This window comes from Kribbella yunnanensis (genome assembly GCF_039529655.1).
Classification (GTDB): Bacteria; Actinomycetota; Actinomycetes; order Propionibacteriales; family Kribbellaceae; genus Kribbella; species Kribbella yunnanensis.
The window spans coordinates 241,202-263,511 of sequence record NZ_BAAANF010000016.1 but is presented as its reverse complement, the minus strand read 5'-3'; the positions used below and the strand labels follow the sequence as shown (position 1 = coordinate 263,511).

The 22,310-nt window shown below is 67.2% G+C and carries 14 protein-coding genes; 8 read left to right on the top strand and 6 right to left on the bottom strand.

Annotated features, from left to right (window positions below; genetic code table 11):
• Positions 1-8 precede the first annotated feature (8 nt).
• Entirely contained in the window at positions 9-1,199 is a 1,191-nt protein-coding gene (locus tag ABD231_RS22145) for a Cmx/CmrA family chloramphenicol efflux MFS transporter (RefSeq protein ID WP_344155059.1), read from the top strand.
• 303 nt (positions 1,200-1,502) lie between these two features.
• Here ABD231_RS22145 and glgP read toward each other — a convergent pair whose 3' ends face one another.
• Positions 1,503-4,100: an alpha-glucan family phosphorylase gene (glgP, locus tag ABD231_RS22140; RefSeq protein WP_344155056.1), complete on the bottom strand. Its 2,598-nt coding sequence runs from the start codon at positions 4,098-4,100 to the stop codon at positions 1,503-1,505.
• Between the two features lie 221 nt (positions 4,101-4,321).
• Here glgP and ABD231_RS22135 point away from each other — a divergent pair, with 221 nt between their 5' ends.
• Positions 4,322-6,310 carry a maltotransferase domain-containing protein gene (locus ABD231_RS22135; RefSeq protein ID WP_344155053.1) on the top strand — a complete coding sequence of 663 codons (1,989 nt, stop codon included), beginning with the start codon at positions 4,322-4,324 and terminating at the stop codon, positions 6,308-6,310.
• Positions 6,311-6,537: 227 nt separating this feature from the next.
• Here the strand turns inward: ABD231_RS22135 and ABD231_RS22130 are convergent, their stop codons facing one another.
• Positions 6,538-7,497 (bottom strand): FAD-dependent oxidoreductase, encoded by a 960-nt coding sequence (locus tag ABD231_RS22130; RefSeq protein WP_344155050.1) that lies wholly within the window; start codon positions 7,495-7,497, stop codon positions 6,538-6,540.
• The gene (locus ABD231_RS22125; RefSeq protein ID WP_486336022.1) at positions 7,494-8,894 is read right to left on the bottom strand and encodes an NsdA family TPR-like regulatory protein; all 1,401 of its coding nucleotides are present in this window, start codon (positions 8,892-8,894) and stop codon (positions 7,494-7,496) included. The genes ABD231_RS22130 and ABD231_RS22125 overlap by 4 nt, the downstream gene beginning before the upstream one ends.
• 124 nt (positions 8,895-9,018) lie before the next feature.
• Between ABD231_RS22125 and ABD231_RS22120 the strand changes: the two genes are divergently transcribed.
• From ABD231_RS22120 to ABD231_RS22105, 4 genes are all read left to right on the top strand, one after another.
• Complete coding sequence (locus tag ABD231_RS22120; RefSeq protein WP_344155044.1) at positions 9,019-9,384, top strand: hypothetical protein; 366 nt, start codon at positions 9,019-9,021, stop codon at positions 9,382-9,384.
• Positions 9,385-9,505: 121 nt separating this feature from the next.
• Entirely contained in the window at positions 9,506-10,624 is a 1,119-nt protein-coding gene (locus ABD231_RS22115) for a hypothetical protein (RefSeq protein WP_344155041.1), read from the top strand.
• A gap of 24 nt (positions 10,625-10,648) precedes the next feature.
• A complete protein-coding gene (locus ABD231_RS22110; RefSeq protein WP_344155038.1) occupies positions 10,649-11,224 on the top strand; it encodes an AAA family ATPase in 576 nt (191 codons plus the stop codon).
• Between the two features lie 43 nt (positions 11,225-11,267).
• Positions 11,268-13,208 carry a PEP/pyruvate-binding domain-containing protein gene (locus ABD231_RS22105; RefSeq protein ID WP_344155035.1) on the top strand — a complete coding sequence of 647 codons (1,941 nt, stop codon included), beginning with the start codon at positions 11,268-11,270 and terminating at the stop codon, positions 13,206-13,208.
• 44 nt (positions 13,209-13,252) lie between these two features.
• On the opposite strand, the gene ABD231_RS22100 is transcribed toward ABD231_RS22105, so the two are convergent.
• Both ABD231_RS22100 and ABD231_RS22095 read right to left on the bottom strand, forming a co-directional pair.
• Complete coding sequence (locus ABD231_RS22100) at positions 13,253-13,831, bottom strand: dihydrofolate reductase family protein (protein WP_344155032.1); 579 nt, start codon at positions 13,829-13,831, stop codon at positions 13,253-13,255.
• Positions 13,832-13,897: 66 nt separating this feature from the next.
• Entirely contained in the window at positions 13,898-16,486 is a 2,589-nt protein-coding gene (locus ABD231_RS22095; RefSeq protein WP_344155029.1) for an ATP-binding protein, read from the bottom strand.
• Positions 16,487-16,553: 67 nt separating this feature from the next.
• Between ABD231_RS22095 and ABD231_RS22090 the strand changes: the two genes are divergently transcribed.
• A complete protein-coding gene (locus tag ABD231_RS22090) occupies positions 16,554-17,012 on the top strand; it encodes a pyridoxamine 5'-phosphate oxidase family protein (protein WP_344155026.1) in 459 nt (152 codons plus the stop codon).
• Here ABD231_RS22090 and ABD231_RS22085 read toward each other — a convergent pair.
• Positions 16,990-17,592, bottom strand: coding sequence for a winged helix-turn-helix domain-containing protein (locus tag ABD231_RS22085; protein WP_344155023.1), 603 nt, complete (start codon positions 17,590-17,592; stop codon positions 16,990-16,992). The two genes, ABD231_RS22090 and ABD231_RS22085, sit on opposite strands and share 23 nt — an antisense overlap.
• Positions 17,593-17,880: 288 nt before the next feature.
• Here ABD231_RS22085 and ABD231_RS22080 point away from each other — a divergent pair, with 288 nt between their 5' ends.
• Complete coding sequence (locus ABD231_RS22080) at positions 17,881-22,290, top strand: S8 family serine peptidase (RefSeq protein WP_344155020.1); 4,410 nt, start codon at positions 17,881-17,883, stop codon at positions 22,288-22,290.
• Positions 22,291-22,310: the final 20 nt, after the last annotated feature.

The window sequence follows — 22,310 nt, the reverse complement described above, 5'->3', positions numbered from 1 at the left end:
GCAAACCCATGCCCTTCGCCGTCTACTTGCTCGGCGCCGCGATCTTCGCCCAGGGAACTTCGGAGCTCATGCTGGCCGGGCTCCTCCCCGAGATCTCCACCGATCTGCACGTCTCGATCCCGGCCGCCGGTCTGCTGATCTCGGCCTTCGCCGTCGGCATGCTGGTCGGCGCTCCAGTCCTGGCCGTCGTCACCTTGCGCTGGTCCCGGCGCGCCGCGATGCTCGCCTTCCTGGTCGTGTTCGCCCTCACCCACGTCGCCGGCGCACTCACGTCCGACTACGGCTTCCTGCTCGCCACCCGAGTCGCCGGTGCCTTCGTGTACGCCGGCTTCTGGGCAGTCGCCTCGGTCACCGCCATCCAGCTCGCTGGACCTGAATCCCGGGCTCGCGCCATGAGCGTCCTGGCCGGCGGCCTCACCGTCGCCTCCATCGTCGGCCTACCCGCCGGCACCGCCCTCGGCCAGCACCTCGGCTGGCAATCCGCCTTCTGGGCAGTGGCCGCGATGTCAGCCCTCGCCATGGTCGGCGTCATCTTCACCATCCCCGGCGGCCGCTCCTCAACAACCCCCGAACTCCGCCAAGAGTTCCGCGCACTCCTCAACCCAAGCCTCTGGCTCGCCTACGGAACCACCGCACTGTCCACCGCAGCAATCCTGGCGATCTTCTCCTACCTCGCCCCACTACTCACCGACTCCACCGGCCTCTCCGCCGCCTGGGTCCCCGCAGTCCTCGCCGTCTACGGCATAGGCGCCCTGATCGGCATCACCACCGCCGGCCGAACCGCAGACCGCCGCCCCTTCACCACCCTCACCGTGGCGCTAACCGGCCTCATCGCCGCCGCCGTCACGCTCGCCCTAGGCGCCGGCACCCCCTGGCTCGCCGTACCCGCCATCATCCTGGTAGGAGCCTTCGGCTTCGCCAACAACCCCGCCGTCAACGCCCGAGTCTTCACCCTCGCCGGCAACGCCCCAACCCTCGCCGCCGCCTTCAACGTCTCAGCCTTCAACGTAGGCATCACCGTAGGCCCCTGGCTAGCCGGCCTAACCCTGGACGCCGGCGCCAGCTACCCCTCCGTCGGCTGGGTAGGCGCCCTCTTCGCACTCCTTGCCCTAGGCACCATTCTCCTAGCCACCCGCCTGAACAGCGGACCGCCAACACTCACCAACCCTCCTCTCAGCCACAAAATCACCACCCGCTGAGCGCAAACCAAACGAGCTCCACCGACTTACTGAGTGCTGGCGGTCCGCTTCACACCTCGAACAGCACACCGACTGTGCACTCGCTGCGTGCATGCGGTGAGGGGCAGCCCGGAGGCAACGTGGAGCCGCGATCAAAGGGACCCGAGATCGCGGGCCGGCGATCACCTTGAGCACCCGTCAACCACCTTCCGGCCGCGCACGTGGTTGAACCGTGCTCAACGTCGTACCGGCTCGTGTGGAGGCTGGTTGCGGCCGGCCGGGGAAAAAGAAACCCCGCCTGGTGAGGCAGGCGGGGTTGGGGGGTTAGAACTCGGAGCCGGCTGGTAGGTCCGGGGCGCTGGGGTCGTCGGGGTCGGACGGACCGGCGGCTAGACCTAGTTCGGCTGGGCTGGCTAGGGCCTTGTGTTGGGGGACGACACGCACGGTGTAACCAAAAGGTCCTGTGCGGTCGAGTTTGAGTTCGCCTTCGTAGCGGTGGCGGTTGCCTTCGTAGGTTTCGGCCAACGACAGGGTGGCGCGGACGGGGTCGGTGATTTCGTCGTTGGCGTCTACGCGGCCGTGGAGGACCTCTACGCAGATGTCGGTGGGCTCTAGGTCGCCCAGTGCGGCGAAGGCGCGGACGCCGACGGTTGTACCTAGTTGCGGTACGTCGCCGAGACCCTGGAGCTCCACGTGGTCTACGCGGATCTGCGGCCAGGCGGCGCGGACCTTCTTCTTCCACGCGGCGAGATCGCGGGCGCCGTCGTACGTGGCGTTCAACGCACGGGACGAGAGTGCCGCCGGGACGTAGAGCTGCTCGACGTAGTCGCGGACCATGCGGGTCGCGAGGACCTTCGGGCCGAGTTCCTTGATGGTGTGCCGGAGCATTTCGATCCAGCGGCCGGGGACCTCGCCGTCGTAGAAGCGCGGGGCGACCTGCTTCTCGATCAGGTCGTAGAGCGCGTGCGCCTCGAGGTCGTCGCGGCGGTCGGTGTCCTCGATGCCTTCAGCGGACGGGATCGCCCAGCCGAACTCGTCGTCGTACCACTCGTCCCACCAGCCGTCGCGGATGGAGAGGTTGAGCGCACCGTTCAGTGCCGCCTTCATGCCGGACGTGCCGCAGGCCTCGTACGGGCGGAGCGGGTTGTTCAGCCAGACGTCGCAGCCCGGGTACATCGGCTGCGCGAGCGCGATGTCGTAGTCGGGCACGAAGACGATGCGGTGCCGCACCTCGGGGTCGTCGGCGAAGCGGACCATCTCCTGGATGAGCTTCTTGCCGCCCTCGTCGTGCGGGTGCGACTTGCCGGCGATGACGATCTGGATCGGCCGGGTCGGGTGCAGCAGCATCGCCTTCAGGCGCGCGGGGTCGCGCAGCATCAGCGTCAGCCGCTTGTACGACGGGACGCGGCGCGCGAAGCCCATCGTCAGTACGTCGGGGTCGAGGATCTCGTCGACCCAGCCGAGCTCGGCGTCGCTGGCACCGCGGTTGATCCAGGACTGCCGGACCCGCGACCGGGTGTCGTCGATGAAGCGCTGGCGCAGGATCCGCTTGGTCTCCCAGATCTGCGCGTCGGTGGTCTTGTCGAGGCCGTCGAAAATGTCCTCGGACTCGGACCGGTCGGTCGTCGCCAGCGTCAACTGGTTGATCTCGCGCGCCACCCAGGTCGGCGCGTGGACGCCGTTGGTGATCGACGTGATCGGTACGTCGGTGCTGTCGAAGCTCGGCCACAATCCGGCGAACATGCCGCGGCTGACGAGCCCGTGCAGCTTGGACACACCGTTCGCGCGCTGAGCGAGACGCAGACCCATGATCGCCATGTTGAAGACACCCGGGTCACCGCCCTCGAAGTCCTCGGCGCCGAGCTGCAGGATCCGGTCGATCGGCACGCCCTCGCCGAACGCGTCGGCCGAGAAGTGCTGCTGGATGAGCTCGACCGGGAACCGGTCGATACCGGCCGGGACCGGGGTGTGGGTGGTGAAGACGGTGCCACCGCGGTTGACCTCGAGCGCGGTGTCGAAGTCGAGGCCCTTGTCGGCGGCGAGTTCGCGGATCCGCTCGACGCCGAGGAAACCGGCGTGCCCCTCGTTGGTGTGGAACACCTCGGGCGCGGCATGTCCGGTGATCCGGCAGTACTCACGGACCGCGCGGACACCGCCGACCCCGAGGAGCAGTTCCTGGAGCAGCCGGTGCTCCGTCGTACCGCCGTACAGCCGGTCGGTGACCTCGCGCTCGGCGGGCTCGTTCTCCTCGATATCGGAGTCGAGCATCAGCAGCGGCACGCGGCCGACCTGGGCGACCCAGATCTGGGCGCGCAGCTCGCGCTCCTCGGGCAGCGTGATCGAGATGGTGGCCGGGGTGTCACCGTCGCGGAGCAGGCTGATCGGCATGCCGTCGGGGTCGACGAGCGGGTAGCGCTCCTGCTGCCAGCCCTCGCGGTTCAGCGACTGCGTGAAGTAACCGTGCCGGTACAGCAGGCCGACACCGATCAGCGGTACGCCGAGGTCACTCGCCGCCTTCAGGTGGTCACCGGCCAGGATGCCGAGACCACCGGAGTACTGCGGCAGCACGTGGGTGATGCCGAATTCCGGGGAGAAGTAGGCCACCGAGCTCACCGGCGTACCGGCCTCGGCCTGGAACCACCTGGCGTCGGAGACGTACCCGTTCAGGTCGGAGACGGCCAGCTCGAGCCGGCGCAGGAAGGCCGGGTCGCTCGCCAGCTCGTCGAGCCGGGCCGCCGGAACCTCACCGAGCAGCCGGACCGGATCACCGCCGGTACTGCGCCACAGCTGTGGATCCACGGCCTCGAAGACATCCTGCGTCTCCGGGTGCCAGGCCCAGCGCAGGTTGTTCACCAGGGTGCCGAGACCGGTCAGCGGCTCGGGCAGGACAGGGCGGACGGAGAATCGTCGTATCGCTCGCACCGGGACACCGTACCGGCCATCAGCTGGCAGAACACCCCCGGCATGCATCTTTTTTGCAACACGAGCAAGACTTTGCAGAGCTACGTCCGGTGACCGGTTGTTCACATCCCAGACAGTGGACCGAACCGTGACCCATGCTTGCGCGGTGTGGACGCTGGGAACCGATACGGTCAGGCTTGTAGTTCAACGATCACCCTAGAGAGCGAAGGTTCTGCCACGCCATGACTGGGCGCATCCCGATCACCGACGTCAGCCCGACCGTCGACGCCGGAGCGTATCCGGCCAAGGCCGCGGTCGGCGAGACCTTCACCATCGCGGCCACGGTGTTCCGCGAAGGCCACGATGCGGTGAATGCGAACGTCGTCCTGACGTCGCCGACGGGACAGACCAGACGGATGCTGATGACACCAGGTGCCCCGGGCACCGATCGCTGGAGTGTCGACGTCACCTTGCAGGAGCAGGGCGCGTGGACGTTCGCGGTCGAGGGCTGGAGCGATCCGTACGGGACGTGGCGGCACAACGCCGAGATCAAGATCCCGGCCGGTCTCGACGTCGAGCTGATGTTCGCCGAGGGGGCTGCCTTCTTCGATCGCGCGGCGGCCGGCGTACCGCCCGCCGTACGGGCTGATCGGGCCACGCTGGGCGATGCCGCGCAGGCCTTGTCCAACAGTGCGCTGCCGCCGGAGGCACGGCTCGCCGCCGGCATCTCGCCGCAGGTGCGGGCCGCGCTCGGGCGTTATCCGGTGCGTGAGCTGATCACCTCGTCGGAGACCTACCCGGTGTGGGTCGACCGGGTCCGCGCGCTCTACGGCAGCTGGTACGAGTTCTTCCCGCGCTCCGAAGGCGCCGAGTACGACGAGGCCACCGGCGAGTGGAAGTCCGGCACGCTGCGGACCGCAGCCGAGCGGCTCGAAGCGGTCGCGAAGATGGGCTTCGACATCCTCTACGTGCCGCCGATCCACCCGATCGGCACGGCGTTCCGCAAGGGCCCGAACAACACGCTCGACCCGAAGGAAGGCGACCCGGGGTCGCCGTGGGCGATCGGTTCCGAGGACGGCGGCCACGACGCCATCCACCCCGAGCTCGGCACCTTCGAGGACTTCGAGTACTTCGTCGGCCGCGCCCGCGAGGTCGGTCTCGAGGTCGCCATCGACCTGGCCCTGCAGGCTTCCCCGGACCACCCGTGGGTCAAGGAGCACCCGAAGTGGTTCTCGGTCCGCGCCGACGGCTCGATCGCGTACGCCGAGAACCCGCCGAAGAAGTACCAGGACATCTACCCGATCAACTTCGACAACGATCCCGAAGGCATCTACGCCGAGGTACTGCGGATCGTGAAGCTGTGGATCGACAAGGGCGTCACGGTGTTCCGGGTCGACAACCCGCACACCAAGCCGGTGAACTTCTGGGAGTACCTGCTCGGCGAGATCCGCAAGACCGACCCGGACGTGGTGTTCCTGTCCGAGGCGTTCACCCGGCGGCCGATGATGCACGAGCTGGCCAAGGTCGGTTTCCACCAGTCCTACACCTACTTCACTTGGCGCAACGAGAAGTGGGAGCTCGAGGAGTACCTGGAGGAGCTGACCAAGGAGAGCGGCCACTTCCTGCGGCCGAACTTCTTCGTGAACACCCCGGACATCCTGACCGCCTACCTCCAGTACGGCGGCCCGGGCGCATTCAAGATCCGCGCTGCGATCGCCGCCACGTCATCCCCGTCCTGGGGTGTCTACGCCGGCTACGAGTTGTTCGAGCACGTCGCCCTGCGACCGGGCTCGGAGGAGTACCTGGACACCGAGAAGTTCCAGCTCCGCCCGAGGGACTGGGCCGCTGCGGACGCCGAGGGCCGGACACTCGCGCCGTACCTGACCTTGCTGAACACGGTCCGCCGCCGACACCCGGCGCTGCAGCAACTGCGCAACCTGTCGCTGCACACGACCGACGACGAGGCGATCATGTGCTTCTCCAAGCGCACGACCGCCCCCGACGGCCACAGCGACACCGTGATCATCGTCGTCAACACCGACCCGCACGCCGTCCGCGAGACGGTCGTCCACCTCGACATGGCCGCGCTCGGCATGCGCCCCGAGGACACCTTCACCGTGTACGACGAGATCACCGGCGCGACCTGGCGTTGGGGTCAGCAGAACTACGTGAAGCTCGACCCGAACGGCGAGCCGGCCCACATCCTCGCCGTACGACGAGGCCAGGCCTGACCCCGCGGCGCTATCGCACGGCTCCTCCGTCGCCGAGCTACGCGCCGCACCCCGCCCACCCCCCGCTCAGCGCGGTCCATCCCCTCCCGGCCACCGCCGGGACCTGCGAGCTACCGCTCGCCACCAACAGCCCGGGCCGGCGCCTCTTCGGAGCGCCAACGGGCTGACGGGGCTAGGTAGCTCCTGTGATCCCGCCGAAGGCGTTTTCAGCGGGACCAGGGGTCAGGTCAGTTCGCTGCGGAGACCAGTCCGGCGACCTCTTGGGCGCAACCCCAGCTGAGGCTGACTCCCGCGCCGCTATGGCCGTAGTTGTGAATGATCAGAATTCCAGTTGCCGACCGCACAGCCTCGAGACGAACGGTTGGCCGGGTCGGCCGTAGCCCGACTCGATGTTCCAGGATCGTGGCCTCGGCGAGTCTGGGCTCGAGCTTGACGCATCGGTCAACGATCGCTGTCGCGATCTCGTCATCGGCAGCACGGTCCCAGACACCGGGCTCGGCGGTCCCACCAAGGACCACGTGCTTGCGATGGGGGTAGATGGCCAGCAAATCGGCGCCATCCTCAGTGTCTGCCTCAAGGAAGTCCGTCAATCCGGGGTTGGTGACCACGACGTGGTAGCCACGAACCGGAAAGAGCGTCTCGTCTGGAACGAGCGACCTTGCGCCGATGCCCGAACAGTTCACAATCGCGGCCTGCGGGTCTGTGCTGACGTCATCCAGAGACGTCAGCCGTCGTTCCGTCACCGCTCCGCCGGCGGATTGCAATCGCGCGAGCAAGTAGTCGAGATGAACAGGCATATCAACCAGTGGCGCGCTGTAGCGCACGCCGTGCATGTACCCAGGCGGCAACTCCTCCGGTGTGCACGGTCTCCTGTCCGGCTGCAGACCAGCCCAGTCCGGTGGGCCGTAGTCCACCCGGGACACCTCAATGCCGGATGCAATCCGAACGCCGGAAGCCGGAACCTCAGCGAGTGCCCTTAGAGCCTCCAGGCTCTGCGCCGCCCACCGAAGCACCCGCTCGCGCGGCTCAACCAGCCAAGGGCCCCACAAGGCGCCCGCGACGGCTGAAGTCGTCTCCTGAGACAGCTCAGCAGTCACCACCTCCACCCGGTGCCCGAGCTCAGCGAGCTCGACCGCCGTAGTCAGCCCGATGACACCAGCCCCAACAACGACAACCGGTTTGGTCACGGTGATGGCCTCCTCTTCAAGCACGTTTCGAGCAGCGGCAGGAAATCTCTCACGTACTCGTTGCGCTGAGCTCGCCGCAGCCGCGCTGCGAGCCTGGCAAGCACCTCAAGACTCCGAGCAGAGCGCACCGTCGCAGTCCGGGCCACAGCTGTTCTCCCGAGTGCGCAGGCCTCTTCAAGGTTGCCTCGACCGGCGGCTGCGGTCGCGAGCCAGGCGCCTTCGAAGAGCGCTCGCCGCTGCGAGGTCTCGGTCATGGGTCTGTCGTACGCCCCTTGCCGGAGTAGCTTCTCACCGTGACGCAGCAGGGACCGACCTGCTGCCGCTCTGCCGCTTTCCGCAGTAAGGACACCTACGTGCGTCAGCGCGTAGCCAGCCTGCGCATCAAGGTGGCTCGGCGTCAGGTAGTACATCCAGGCCGGGTCATCCGACCGGTCGCCGTCGGCCAGCACATCAAGAGCAGTTCTGTGAGCCCGCTCGAATGCAGGGAGATCACCAGCGACGGCATACCCGTAAGCGAGACGGGTCTGAACTGAGGCACGGACACTCGCAGGAGCGCGCTGGGCGATCCGGACTGCCGATTCCCCGAGGCCGACCGCGTCTGACGGCCGCTGCCGGCTAGCTGCCTGAAACGCCAGGTCAGCAACAATGTGTGCGGCCAGTGGTCTGTACCCGCATTCGTGCGCTGCGCGCAGCGCGGTGAACAGATAGCGCTGCGCCGGGCCGTGAAGCCCCGCATCGAATGCCATCCAGCCAGCCAACTGACCGATCTCAGCGAGTGCGGCAAGCAGACGAACCTCGATCGCGCGCGGTTGGCTGCCTTGGCGCACCAGCAGACCTACTGAACGAAACTGCGCACCTACGTACTCAATGTGGCTACCGCCGCCGCTGGCGTCATCCAGTCTTTGGAGCAGCGGGATTGCCTGCTCAATCTGCTCGATCAGCGGACTCTCCGCCACAGCGGACGCAGCGGCTTGAGACGACGTCTCAGCATCAAGATAGCCGCTAGCCATCGAGGTGAGGCCGGCGCCAGAAATCGCCAGGAACCGTCGCCTGTCCAACAAACCCGTCACGACCCAGTCGTCGATCGTCCCTAGCGCCCCGGCTCTGTTCCAGGGCCTCTGCATCCCGGCGTCTGCTGGAAGGACCAGCGGGGAGTCCCCTGCTCGCCCCTGCCAGAGCTCGCGAACCGTGACCAATCGTCCAAGCTCGCAAGACAGGAGATGCGCCACAAGCGCGGGAAGCGGGGGTCTGGGGACACCGTTTGAATCCCGCCAGTGGTAGGGCGCAGTCTCTGTGACCGTCGCGGTGCCAAATTCGCGGTTGAGACAGCGCGCCAGCGTACGGGGTGACCAGCCCAGCTCCCTGAGTAGGTCGTCCAGAACCTCATTCGCCTGCACACAAGCTCCCCGTGTCGGTGTGCGTAATTCTCGCAGAAGTTGACGCTTTTGACGCGACTAGTACCTCCCCGTAGTCGGTGGCCGTGACCGAGGCTGAGATCTACCGAGCAAGAAGGGAGCGGCCATGACGACAAAGCACCGCGAAGTGCGGACAACTCCGAGCAGTCCGTCGCAGTCGTCGGCCATAGGACTCGTGTCGATGCTCTTCGTGAGAGACCTCGGCGAACTCCTGGCAGTGCGGCGAAAGCTGGTGGTCTGCGCCGCGACGTACGGATTTCGGCTGACGACCTTGTTCGCCCAAAGCGTGGGCCAACCCGACATCGCCTTCGACATCTTCACTTCGTTGCTGGAGTCGGATGGCTCGCCGCTCATCGTCCCGACCTTGCACCACCTGGCTCACCTCGGCAATCCACTAGCTGTCCGCGACCACCTCAACCACAGCGGCCATCCGGTACTGGTCGCAACCGAAGGGGCGGAGCCGACGTGCTGAGAGGCGGCACGCCTACTCCGGCGATCGCCTGTGCTCCGCGTCCGCTCCGCCCATCCATCCATCCATCAGATCGGAGAGCGATGTTCGAGTCAGGGCAGCCGTGTTCAAAGGAGACAGCACCATGAATTCCGACCAGAGTGCCCTGACCTCGGCACCAACGGCCTGTGCTGATGCCCGGCAGACTGTATTGCTGGCCGGGCCGGTAGGGCTGCGCCACGACGTGCCGGCGCCAGATCTGACCGTCATCGCGGTAAACATCGGCTCGGCGGCAGTAGTTGCTGGAGCGAACACAGCCATCCTGACCATAGACGCCACCTTGCGCGCACAATGCCAAGGCCTGGCGCCACTGTTCCTGCTGCAGTTGGACGAGCGCCGATGGGTGCCGTACACCCAGCAGTCCTTCACCGGCACCGATGCGTTGTTCGTGGCCCTCGAGGGTCCGGCCCTGGATGGCAATCCCGCCATTGCGGCCCATGTCGCAGCCTGGGCGCAGGAACTGTCGGCGCGGCACCGTGCCTGCGGACCACGGGCCGTCAATCATCAACGCTGGTTCGTCAACGCGCTGCCCGGCCAGGAACTGGAGCACAAGTTCACCCTCGAAGGACAACCCGACCTGTGGGGTCTGACTACTGGCATCCTGGACACCGTCCGTGCAGGCGGCGTCCAGGGCTGGATCTGCGAGCACGGCAACAACGGCGGATTCGAGCAGTGGGACTTCGACAACCACCTGTTCGAAATCACTGGTCCTCGGGCAGACCGCGGCTACATCGCCTTTATCCCCGCGGTCGACGGCACATGGATCATTCGTCGCAAGAAGTTCCTCGCCGACGCTGCGATGCGTCACGAGGAGCTGATCGAGAGCGTGCAACTGGGCCACGACCCTGACCTCGCGGCAGTGATCGCCGACCGATGGGGACTACGGCCCGCCTGGGGTCAGCTCTACCGTCGGGTCCGGTACAACGTGCTGCTGGAGTCGCTTGCCTCGGGCCACGTCTTCTCAATCATGATCGACCGCTGTACCGAGCGCGCCGGTCTGGTCGACCCCTTGCATCAAGTCGAGGTCGAGTATGTTCGCAGCCGCACGCTGCGGTCTGCCAACCTCGCTCTGTTGCGTGACGAGTACGAGGAGCTCGTTGCCTTCACCCGGAAGTTCCTAGCCGACCGCGGTGTCGCCAACCTGGAGGACCATTGGTCGAAGCTATCCTGGTTGCGCCCAGGCGCCGCGAGGCAATGGGTATGAACAGATCGGGGAAGGGGACACGCAGTGGGCACGCCTCCGCGCAAGTTGGCTCTCTACGGGCTCGCCGGGTCGGGCAAGTCCACAGTGGCCGCCAGCCTCAAGACCGGGCTCGAAGAGCGTGGGCATAGCGTCCAGGTCATCAAGCTCGCCGAGCCGCTCTACCGGCTCCAGAGCCACATCTACGCCACCGCGGGCAAGCCGATTGGACTTTGGGAGCACGACAACGACGTGCTCCGCACGACAGCAACCTGGCTGCGGCGCATCAACCCCGACTATCTGGCCGACGACTTCATCGCCCGGGTTAAAGCCTCCACCGCCTCTGTTGTGATCAACGACGATATGCGAGACACCGCGGTCGACTACCCCCGGCTGTCCGGTAACGCCTTCTCGTTCGTCCAGATCACCTGCGCCGACGAGGTGCGGGCTCAGCGGCTCGAAGCTCGCGGAGACCACACCGTCGTTCCCGATTCGAACGCAACCTGGGGCTACGACACGATCTGCCCGGACTACAGCGTCGACACCACGATGCTTGAGCCGCGCGATCTGCGCGACCAGGTCGACACCCTTCTTACCAAATGGCTGGCTCAACCGCCTAGTTAGCGGTTCTCGTGTCCAGCCCTGAGCTGGACAGCGAGGACCTGTAGTGACTCATATCCTTCCCCTTATCGGCTTAGCCGCGGGCGATGCCACCAACCCCGCCAAGACCGGTGCAAAGTTCGCGAACCTCGCCAGCGTGGCCAATCTGGCCGGTGTCGCCGAACGGGCCATCGTGCCGCATGCCGTCTGCATCCCCGCCGACGCCTTCACCGACGCTCTCGGACCTGCCCGCGAAGCCGCCTTGGACGACCTGTTCCACGAGCTGGCTGCTACCGCAGGCAACGAGCTGATCAACCTCGACGCCCGGTTGAGCGCCATCCTGGAGTCGCTCACCCTGCCGTCGACGTTGTGGAAGGCACTGGCTGGCTGGTGTGCAGGCAGCGGTCCATGGGCCGTGCGGTCATCCAGCCTGGTCGAAGACGGCACCGCACACAGTCACGCTGGCCTGTACGAATCGTTCCTGCACCTGACCACACTCGCCGATGTCGCCGCCGCAGTCACTGCTTGCTGGGCCTCGTTCTACAGCCCCCGCGCCGTCCTGGCGCGGCTCCGCGCCGGAGATACCGACCCGAGCCCACGCATCGCGGTGATCGTCCAACACATGGTCGACGCAGACCTGGCCGGAGTGGCGTTCACACAAGACGACCGGACCCTCGTAGACGCGACAGTCGGTACAGGGGAACACCTGGTCTCAGGCCTGACCACCGCGCACCGCTACGACATCGCGGACCAGGCCAGCCCACCACCGCCCTACGATCAGATCGCCTCCCTGGCAGGAGAACTGCGCACTCACCTGGGCCACGAGGTCGATATCGAATGGGCATGGCAGCCCAGCGGGCTGCGGCTGCTTCAAGTCCGCCCCGTCACCGCCGCCTTGTCCGTCACCGAACATGCCGGGCCTCTCTTCGCGGCCGCATCGCTGTACTACAGTGAGCAGTTGCCCGAGGGCATCGCACTCGGCGACTGTGCCGAGGTCTATCTCAGCGTCACCACCAAGCGCACTCCAGCATTTCGCCTCGCTACCCGGCACGGTGTGACAGTGGACGACGGCTGGCTGATCACCCTCAATGGCAGCGGCCTCCAGGAGCCTGGCCTGAGGCCGCCATGGTGGGACCAGCTCAGCGGGGCGGTCATCGTCGACCTCGGCCCGGCTGCCCGCCAGAACATCCTCGCTGCCACTGACCTCGCGACATTCCTGGACACAGTCCTTAACCTGACCGGCGCCCCACACACCCAGCACACGCTCCTGCTGCGGCCGTTCATCCGAGGAATCTCCGGCGCGGTTACCCGCGCGAACGCCGACGGGACAACCACCATGGAACACTCCCCTGACGGATTGCTCGCCATCAATCGCGGCCTCACCAGCCCTGCCTCCCACATCCTGCCCGCCATTGACGACGCAGGCTCCTGGACCGATCTGAAGGTCCCCGGACCGTGGACCGTTGACGACCTGCGGAAGGTCGCCGGTTTCACCGACACGCTTACCAAGCTGTACCCCGGCACCTATCTCGAATGGGTCCACGACAACGGCACACCGCATTTCCTCGACTACTCCACCAACGAGACCAGCATCGTCAGCAGCGAACGCGGCAGCACCCTCAGCGTCGGCATGGCGCGTGGCCCACTCCTGGTACTGCCGGACGACGAAGCCCTCACCCGGCTGTCCATCGCGCCCATCGTGTCCATCAGCGGCGACGCTGACGTTCCCGAAAGCCGCTACATCACCGAGTTGCTCAGCCGCATCGCCGAACTACCCGAACCTCCGATCCTCTACGCCAGTCGGCCTTACGTGATCTTGTCCCGACTGATCGGGCATGTGGCTGGGTTCGTCTTCGCTGGCGGGTCCGACCTCTGCCACCTCGCGATCCTGCTGCGCGAGGACCACGTACCCGCCGTCGTCGCCGACCTTCCGGTCGAGGCAGGCGACGGCCACCTCGCCGTCATCGGCAACGGTCGCCTCCACGTCACTGCACCAATTCACATCTGACACCGTGGGTGCTCTCGCTCGGCGGGTGGGAGTGACGTCGGTGGCTAGCGGACGATCTGGTAGCGGAGGTGGGTTACTCCGCTACCGGCTTCGACTACTCGGTCGCGGTTCAGGGTGACTGGGCCGCTACCGAGCAGGTCGAAGAGGCGGACGCCTCCGCCGAGTAGTACCGGCACCAGGCTCACGTGGAGCTCGTCGAGCAGACCGACGGCCAACGCCTGTTGGGCTGCGGTAGCGCCGTGGACGCCGACAGTCTTGTCCCCCGCCACCGCTTTGGCCTGGGCGACTGCGCTCTCGATGCCGTCGGTGACGAAGGTGAAGACGGCCGGCGACTCGGCCGGCGGGTTGTGCGTGAGGACGAAGCACGGGGTCTGACCGGCCGGGCCGCCGTCACCCCAACCACCGTCGCCGACGCAGAAGTCGTACGAGCGGCGTCCCATCAGAATCGCGCCGACGCCGTCCGCCATCTCCTGGATGACCGCCTCGTCCGCGGCTGTCGCGGTGACGCCCAGCCAGTGGTGCAGTACTTCGCCGCCTTCGCCGAGCGGCTTCTCCCGACTGTCGTGCGGCCCGGTGACGAAACCGTCCAGCGACATCGACATCCCTGACGCAACCTTGCCCATCGCTCCTCCTCCTTCAAAGGTGTTTCGCTAAGCCTGTCGCTCGAGGCACCTTCCGGGGATCCGTGGTCACCACTGAACAGTGCGTTCGAAGGCCGCGCCGATGCGATCCCACTGCGCTACCGCTTCAGCCATCAACTGCTGATCGCCAGTGTGGCGGGCCTTCGCCCGGGTCAGACAGGCCGCGGCCCACTGGTTCTCGACGGCCGCCGCTTCGGCAGCCGCGATGCACTCGACCGCATCGGGTAGTCCGGCGACGACCGCCAGTTCAGCCCCGGCGGCATGCGCGTAGGGCGACCACCACTTCTCCGGGAACGGCGCGAGCGCGGCATCCACCAGGGCGCGAGCGTCGTCGTACCGGCCGGTGTGTACGGCGATCCGCGCGTCGACGAACGCGGCCGGCGCGGCCAGCGAGAGTGAGTCGGCGGGGTTGTCGACGTGAGCGATCCGCCGGGCCCGCACCCGCCATTCCTCGTACGCCGGTCCGTCGCCGCGCAGGCCGTGGACCATGGCAACGATCGCCGCGGCCGACGATGGCCAGTGGCCGCGCAGTGAGGACAGCTCGGACTCCACGCCGTACGTGGCCGCGCACAACCAGCCGTCCCAGAGGATGTCGGCTTGTTCGAGTGCCTCGTCGAATCGTCCGGTCAGCCCGTACAGCCGGATCAGTCGCGGCGCGACGATCGCCGGATGCGTACCCGCCTCGGTGTCCCGGGCCGCGATCATCGCTGCGGCCGGTAGATCCCCCGCCGCGATGGCCGAGGTCGACGCGACGTGGAAGAGGTCGACCAACTCAGCCGCAACCGCGGGGTCGGACCGAGATGCCGTGGCGGCCAGCCGCAACCGTTCGTCGGACAGCCGGTGTGCCTGACGAAGATGACCCGCGTTGGCGAGCGCCGTACCCAATGCATCCAACGCGCCCAGCACCAACGCCACATCACCCGTACGGCGTGCCGCCGCGACCGCATTCCGCGACAGCTCGAGATCCGGGTCGAGCGGATTCTCGCCCGACGCCCAGGCCCGCGCCATCGCCAGTACGGCGACGCACCGTTCGTCACGAGGATCCGCAAGAGCCGTCGCCTCGGTCAGCAACCCGATCAACCGCTCGCGCGGAACCGGCTCAGCGAACGACATCGAGAACCGCGTCGCCGCGATCACCGCCGAAGCGAGTGCGACCGCCCGCGCCGTACCCACGGCTCTATCGCTTGCCTCCAGCAACAACCCGAACGCGACCTCGTCGGCGCTGATCAGCGCGACGTCTGCTGCCGACTGCAGATCCTCGGCAGCTCGGTCCGGGTTCAGCTCTGCGGCCCGGACGTAGTGGTTGCGGGCAGCCACGATCTGACCGTGCACGAAGCTCAAGTGGGCAAGGGACTTCGCGAGGCGATAGCTGTCCGGCGTGGTATAAGTGAGAGCGTTACGCAGGTCGTCCGCAACTGAGGTGAAGCCAGCGGCTGCGTCGGCGGCCTTGCCTCCGGCCGTGTCGGCGGCCGTGTCAGCGGCCAGGTCTGCAGCCCAGCGGACGTAGCGCGGGATCAGGTCCTCGCCACTCAGCTCCAGTTCGTGGGCGGCGACTGCTCGTACTGTCTCCAGCAGCGACCACCGTTCCCGATAAACGATCAGGCTGCGGTCAGCGAGCCGACCGATCAGGTCGGCGACCGCACCGACCGACAGCTCCGGGCTGAGCGCAGCAGCGGCCGGTAGGTCGAAGCTTCCGACGAAGACTCCGAGCCGACGAAACAGCAGTCGTTCTTCGTCGTCCAGCAGGTCGAGGCTCCAACTGATCACGTCCTGGAGCGAGTGGTGCCGCTGGTCAGGACCGCGTCCGCCGGAGATCAGCCGCAAGAGGTCATCGAGCGCCGCCTCAATCCCGTCCACTCCCAGCGATGCGGTGCGAGCAGCCACCAACTCGATGGCCAGCGGCATACCGTCGAGCGCCGCACACAGTCGTTCAACCGCCGCGACATCGGAGACAACCCCGGTAGCGCGCTCCAGAAACAGCTGCGGCGCTGAGGCGCCGAGCGACGGCACCTCCACCAACCGCTCCCCCGGTACGGCGAGGCGTTCGCGGCTGGTGGCGAGAATCCGCACCTGCGGGCACAGCCGAAGGATGCGGGCGACCAGCTCACCCACCTCACCGATCACGTGCTCGCAGTTGTCCAGCAACAGCAGTGCGCGGTCAGACCGCAGCCGCTCGACCACTGCATCGGTCGGCGTACCAGGTGGTCGCTCGACAACCCCCAGCGCCTGCGCGACCGCCTGACCGACTCCCCCGGCCCGCACCGGCACCAGGTCGACGAAGACCGCGTCCTGATCCGCGGCGACCTCGACAGCCAGCCGTGTCTTGCCCATCCCGCCGGACCCGACGAGACTCACCAGCCGCGCCACACCGAGCGCTGCGGCGACCGCCGTACGCTCCTCTTCTCGCCCAACGAAAGACGTCGGAAAGACAGGCAGACCAGACACCGGCTCTTCAGCCAGCGCGGCCAGACTGCGGCGATCCGGTACGCCGGCCTTGCGTAGCAGGGAAGCAACATGGCTCTCGACCGTGCGGATGGACAGGTGCAACCGAGCCGCGATCTGTGCGTTCGACTGGTGACCGCGAATCGCGGCCAGCACCTCGGCCTCCCGCGCGGAAATCAGCTCCAGCCACTCCATCTCCGGCACTCTAATCTCCGTAGTGGCCACGGATGCCTGGAATGCCGCACCGGCCGAAGCTGGACGTATGACACCTCAAGAGACCGCGCACCGAGTCATCGCCGCGAACAACTACCTGACCCTCGCCACCGCAGACGGCGACGGACACCCGTGGGCCTCACCCGTCTTCTACACACCCGACGGTGACGACTTCTACTGGGTGTCCCGTCCGACCAGCACGCACTCCCGCAACCTCGCGGAGCGCCCCGAGGTCGCGATCGTCATCTACAACTCCCAGGTGCCACTGGGCGCAGCTGAAGCCGTCTACCTGACCGCGCACGCCGAACAGGTCGGCGCACAGGACCTGTCCCGCTGCGCACAGCTCTACAGCAGCCGACTACCCGAACAGACCGTCTTCGAACCTGAGCAACTGCAGGACCCGGCCGACTTCCGCCTCTACCGCGCCCGAGCGGTAGAAGCGTCTGTCCTGCTGAACGACGGCGGCCCCGATCTCCGGGTGCCGATCAGCCTGCGCGCAGACTCGTGATGGCCGGGTGCTGGTGGTCGGTGAGGCGGAACCCGGTACCGCGGACAGCGTCGATGGTGACCGTCGTACCGAGGTCGTCGAGTTTGCGCCGCAGGCGTTTCACCACCGAGTGGACGTCTGCGGTGCCGCGGAGTTCGCGGGTACCCCAGACGGCCTGGTGGAGGGCGTCGTAGGTCCAGACCCGCACCGGTGCGGACATCAACCGGGAGAGCAGATCGTGCTCGAGTTCGGTGAGCTGGACCTCGCGGCCGCGCCACCGGGCGACCGAGCGAACCCGGTCGATGGTGAGTACGTCGGCCTCCGGCGAACCGTCCTGGCGCGCGGTCGACGTACTGTCGGCGGACTCGGGTTCGGGGGGCTCCGGATGTTCGGCCGGCGGCGGTTGCCGGCCGGGAACCAGGAGCTTGCGCAGTTCGTCGAGACTGGAGACGAGCAGCAGCGGCGCGACGTCGTCGATGAGCTCGGCGAGGCGGACACGCTGTTCGGGCGAGGCTGCTACTGCGATGAGCAGCGGGAACGGATGGGCGTCGGTCGTGGTCAGATCGACGTCCGCTGGGGCGGGGACACGGGCGGTGACCATCCCGTCACGATGTCAACCTCTGCCTCAGATCGTCAACGGATTGCCAATCTTTGACTACGTTGCCTCGATTGGCACGACCGTTAGTCACATCTTGCTCACCAACTGTGCTTGTGACCCGGTTCAGATGACACATAGGGTCCTCGACAGGCTCGCCGTGTCACACGCGGCGACCTGGGGGGCACGCAGCGTTCGTTCAACGATTCACCGCCAGGCCGAGCGCCTGCCCTCTGCGCACCACATGACTCGGGGGAGTCAACTCGGGGTCGTCACAGTGAGGGGCTGCGAAGAATGTCAGACAGCAGACGTAGGGGGCTCGCCAGAACTCTGGTCGGCGCCCTGGCGACGGTGGCCGTCGTCGCGACCGGGCTAGGCGCAACCGGCGCCGCCCTGGCCGCGCCGCCCACCAAGCCGACCGGAACGGACCCGGCGAGCAAGATCAAGCCGGACCTGATGGCCAAGTTCACCGCCAAGGACGCCAAGGCCGCGAACGACTACTGGGTCTACTTCGGTCAGAAGGCGGACCTGACCTCCGCCAGCAGGATCAGCGACTGGACCGAGCGCGGAACCGCCGTGGCCGAGAAGCTGCGCGCGACCGCCACCGCGACCCAGAAGGACGTCAAGGCCGAGCTGGACGCGCAAGGCGTCAAGTACAAGGCGTTCTGGGCCACCAACGCCATCCGGGTCAACGGTGGATCGTTCGAGCTGGCCAAGAAGCTGGCCGCGCACAGCGAGGTCGCCGGGCTCTACAACCCGATGCAGGTCGAGGTCCCGAAGATCACCGAGGGCACGGCCGAGCACGAGATCAACGCGGTCGAGTGGGGCGTCGCCAACATCAAGGCGAACCAGGTCTGGACCCAGTACGGCGACAAGGGCGCCGGCATCACCATCGCGAACATCGACACCGGTGTGCAGTTCGACCACCCGGCGCTGGTGAAGCAGTACCGCGGAAACCTCGGCAACGGGACGTTCGACCACAACTACAACTGGTTCGACGCGGCCGGTACGTCGCCGAACCAGCCCGCCGACGGCAACGGTCACGGTACCCACACGATGGGCACGATGGCCGGTGACGACGGCGCCGGGAACCAGATCGGTGTCGCGCCCGAGGTCAAGTGGATCGCGGCCAACGGCTGCTGCCCGAGCGACCAGGCACTGATCGAGTCCGGTCAGTGGATGCTCCAGCCGACGAACCTGGCCGGGCAGAACCCCGACGCCAGCAAGCGGCCGAACATCATCAACAACTCGTGGGGCTCGCAGCTGCCCTCGAACGACCCGTTCATGGAGGACGTCACCCTCGCCTGGGCGGCTTCCGGCATCTTCGGTGCGTTCGCCAACGGCAACAGCGGCTCGGCCTGTAACACGTCCGGCTCGCCGGGCAGCTCGACGAGCAACTACTCGGCCGGCGCCTACGACATCAACAACAACATCGCCTCGTTCTCCGGCCGCGGTGCCGGTCAGAACGGCACGATCAAGCCGAACATCTCGGCCCCCGGCGTGAACGTCCGCTCCAGCCTGCCGGGCAACACGTACGGCGCCTTCAACGGTACGTCGATGGCCACGCCGCACCTCGCGGCCGCGGTCGCGCTGCTGTGGTCGGCCTCGCCGACGCTGAAGGGTGATGTGGCCGCTACCCGCGCGCTGCTGAACACGACGGCGATCGACACGGCCAGCACCCAGTGCGGTGGCACCACCGAGAACAACAACGTCTTCGGTCAGGGCCGCCTCGACGCACTCGCACTGCTGAACGCCGCTCCGGTCGGCGACACCGGCACCCTGGCCGGCAAGGTCACCGCCGCGACCGGCGGCGCCGCACTCGCCGGAGCCACTGTCACGGTCAAGGCGGCCGGCCAGGCCGACAAGGTCCTGACCACCAGCAGCACCGGCACCTACTCGAGCGTGCTGCCGGCCGGGTCGTACGACCTGACCGTCGCATCGTTCGGCTACAAGTCGCAGACCGCCACCGCGGTCGTCACCACCGGCCAGACCACCACGAAGGACTTCGCACTGGCGAGTTCCCCGCAGGTCAGTGTCGGCGGCACCATCTCCGACGGCTCCGGCCACGGCTGGCCGCTCTACGCGAAGGTCAGCGTCGAGGGTCCGGGCGGTGTGTTCGACTACACCACGCCGAGCAACGGCCGGTTCAGCTTCAAGGTTCCGGGTGGAGCGGCGTACAACCTGAAGGTCGAGTCGCAGATCCCGGGCTACGAGACCACCACCGTTCCGGTCACGGTCGGAGCGAGCAACGTGACCAAGAACGTGGCCGTCAAGGTCCGGCAGGACTCCTGCCTGACCGCACCGGGCTACAAGAACGGCTCGGACGGCGTGTACGAGACGTTCGACGCCGCTGCGGCGCCGAGCGGCTGGACCGTGCAGGACGGCAAGGGCAACGGCCAGGTCTGGAAGTTCGACGACCCGGGTAAGCGTGGCAACCTGTCCGGCGGTACCGGCGCGTTCGCGATCATCGACAGCGACAAGTACGGCTCCGGCGGCGCGCAGGACACCTCGCTGGTCAGCCCGACTGTCGACCTGTCCGCGGTCACCACTCCGGTGATCCGGTTCAACCAGGACCTCAACTGGCTCGGTGGCGAGAAGGCCGACGTCGACCTCTCGATCGACGGCGGTGCCACCTGGACCAACGTGCTGCGCCAGGCCACCGCGGACGCCCGCGGTGTCAAGGAGATCGCCATCCCGACCGCGGCCGGCAAGTCCGCCGTCCAGGTCCGCTTCCACTACTACGACGCCTCGTACGAGTGGTGGTGGGAGGTCGACAACGTCCTGATCGGCAGCCAGGTCATCTGTGAGCCGGTCGGCGGCGGTCTCGTCGTCGGCAACGTCAAGGACGCCAACACCGGCGGCGCCGTCAACGGCGCGGTCGTCACCCGGGACGGTTCCACCGAGTCCGGTACGTCGGTCGCCACGCCGGAGGACACCGGTCTGGCCGACGGCTTCTACTGGCTGTACTCCTCGGCCGACGGCGACCAGGGCTTCACCGCCAAGGCCGGCAACTACGTCAGCGCGCAGTCGACCGTCTCGGTCGAGGCGGACTGGGTGACCAGTGCCGACTACACGCTGGCCGCCGGACAGCTGAGCGTCACCCCCGGTGACATCGGCGCCACCTTGCCGCTCGGCGGCAAGACCAGCAAGAACGTCACGGTCACCAACACCGGCGGTGCGCCGGTCAAGGTGAAGTTCGGTGAGAAGGACGGCGGGTTCGTCCTGGAGAACGCCAACGGTTCCAAGACCACCAAGGCGCAGGTGCTGAGCAGCCAGGGCGCCCCGCTGCAGCGGATCCAGGTGCCGACGTCGTTCGCCCAGACCCTGTCCGGCAAGCCGATCGACGCTCCGGAGAGCAACGTTCCGGGTGCGGCACCGTGGACCGGTATCGCCAACTACCCGGGTGTTGTCATGGACAACCGCGTCGTGACTGTCGACGGCACGGTCTACTCGATTGCCGGTGGCAACGGGTCGGCCTCGACCGGGAACAGCTACAAGTACGACGCGGCCGCCAAGGCGTGGACTGCGATCGCCCCGCTGCCGGGTGCTCGTAACGCCATCACCCTCGGTGTCGTCAACGGCAAGATCATCGCCAGCTCCGGCTGGGGTCCGTCCGGTCCGGACGCGGCGACCTGGTCCTACGACCCGGCTGCCAACGCCTGGACCGCAGTGGCCGCCAACCCGGCCCCGCGGGCCGCGGCTGGTCAGGCTGTCGCCGGCGGCAAGCTGTACGCGGTCGGTGGCTGCACCACCGCGAACTGCCTGCCGATGAGCAACTCGGTGGTCAGCTACGACCCGTCGAGCAACACCTGGGCCACGCTGGCCAACTACCCGCAGTCGGTGGCGTTCGCCTCCTGTGGCGCGATCGACGGCAAGGTGTACTGCGCCGGCGGTAACGACGGCACCAACTCGCTGAAGAACGCGTACGTCTACGACCCGGGTGCCAACTCGTGGACCGCGGTCGCCGATGCCCCGGCCGACCACTGGGCCGGTGCGTACGCAGTCGCCGCAGGCAAGCTCCTCGTCGTCGGTGGTGTCCAGGCGGGCGCCGTCACCAACGCGGGCTTCGCCTACGACCCGGCCGCCAACACCTGGGCCGCCCTGCCGAACGCCAACCAGGCCCGGTACCGCGGTGGCGCGGCCTGTGGCTTCTACAAGGTCGGTGGCTCGTCGGGTGGCTTCAACGCCACGGCGGACTCGGAGAACCTGCCGGGTCTCGAGGACTGCTCGGAGTCCGCGGCCGACGTGAGCTGGCTGGCGCTGGACAAGACCGAGGCCGAGCTGGCCCCGGGCGAGTCCACGACGGTCAAGGTCACCCTCACCGCGAACGTCGACCAGCCGGGTACCTACACCGGTGGCGTCACCATCGGTGAGGACACGCCGTACACGGTGAACCCGGTCGACATCAAGCTGACCGTCACGCCGCCGTCGACCTGGGCCAAGATCCAGGGCACGGTGACCGGTGTCAGCAAGACCGGTACCCGGGCCGCACTGCCGGGTGCGACCGTCCAGGTGGACTCGTGGGCCCAGTCCTACACGTTCATCACCGACAAGGACGGTAAGTACGCGTACTGGCTGGACATCCGCAACAACCCCCTCACGCTGATCGCGGCCAAGGACGGCTACAAGCCGCAGACTCGCAGTACCGAGCTGCTGTCCGGCGAGCCGATCACGGAGGACTTCGCACTGCTCGCAACCAAGTAAGGCCCACAACTGAATAGTCA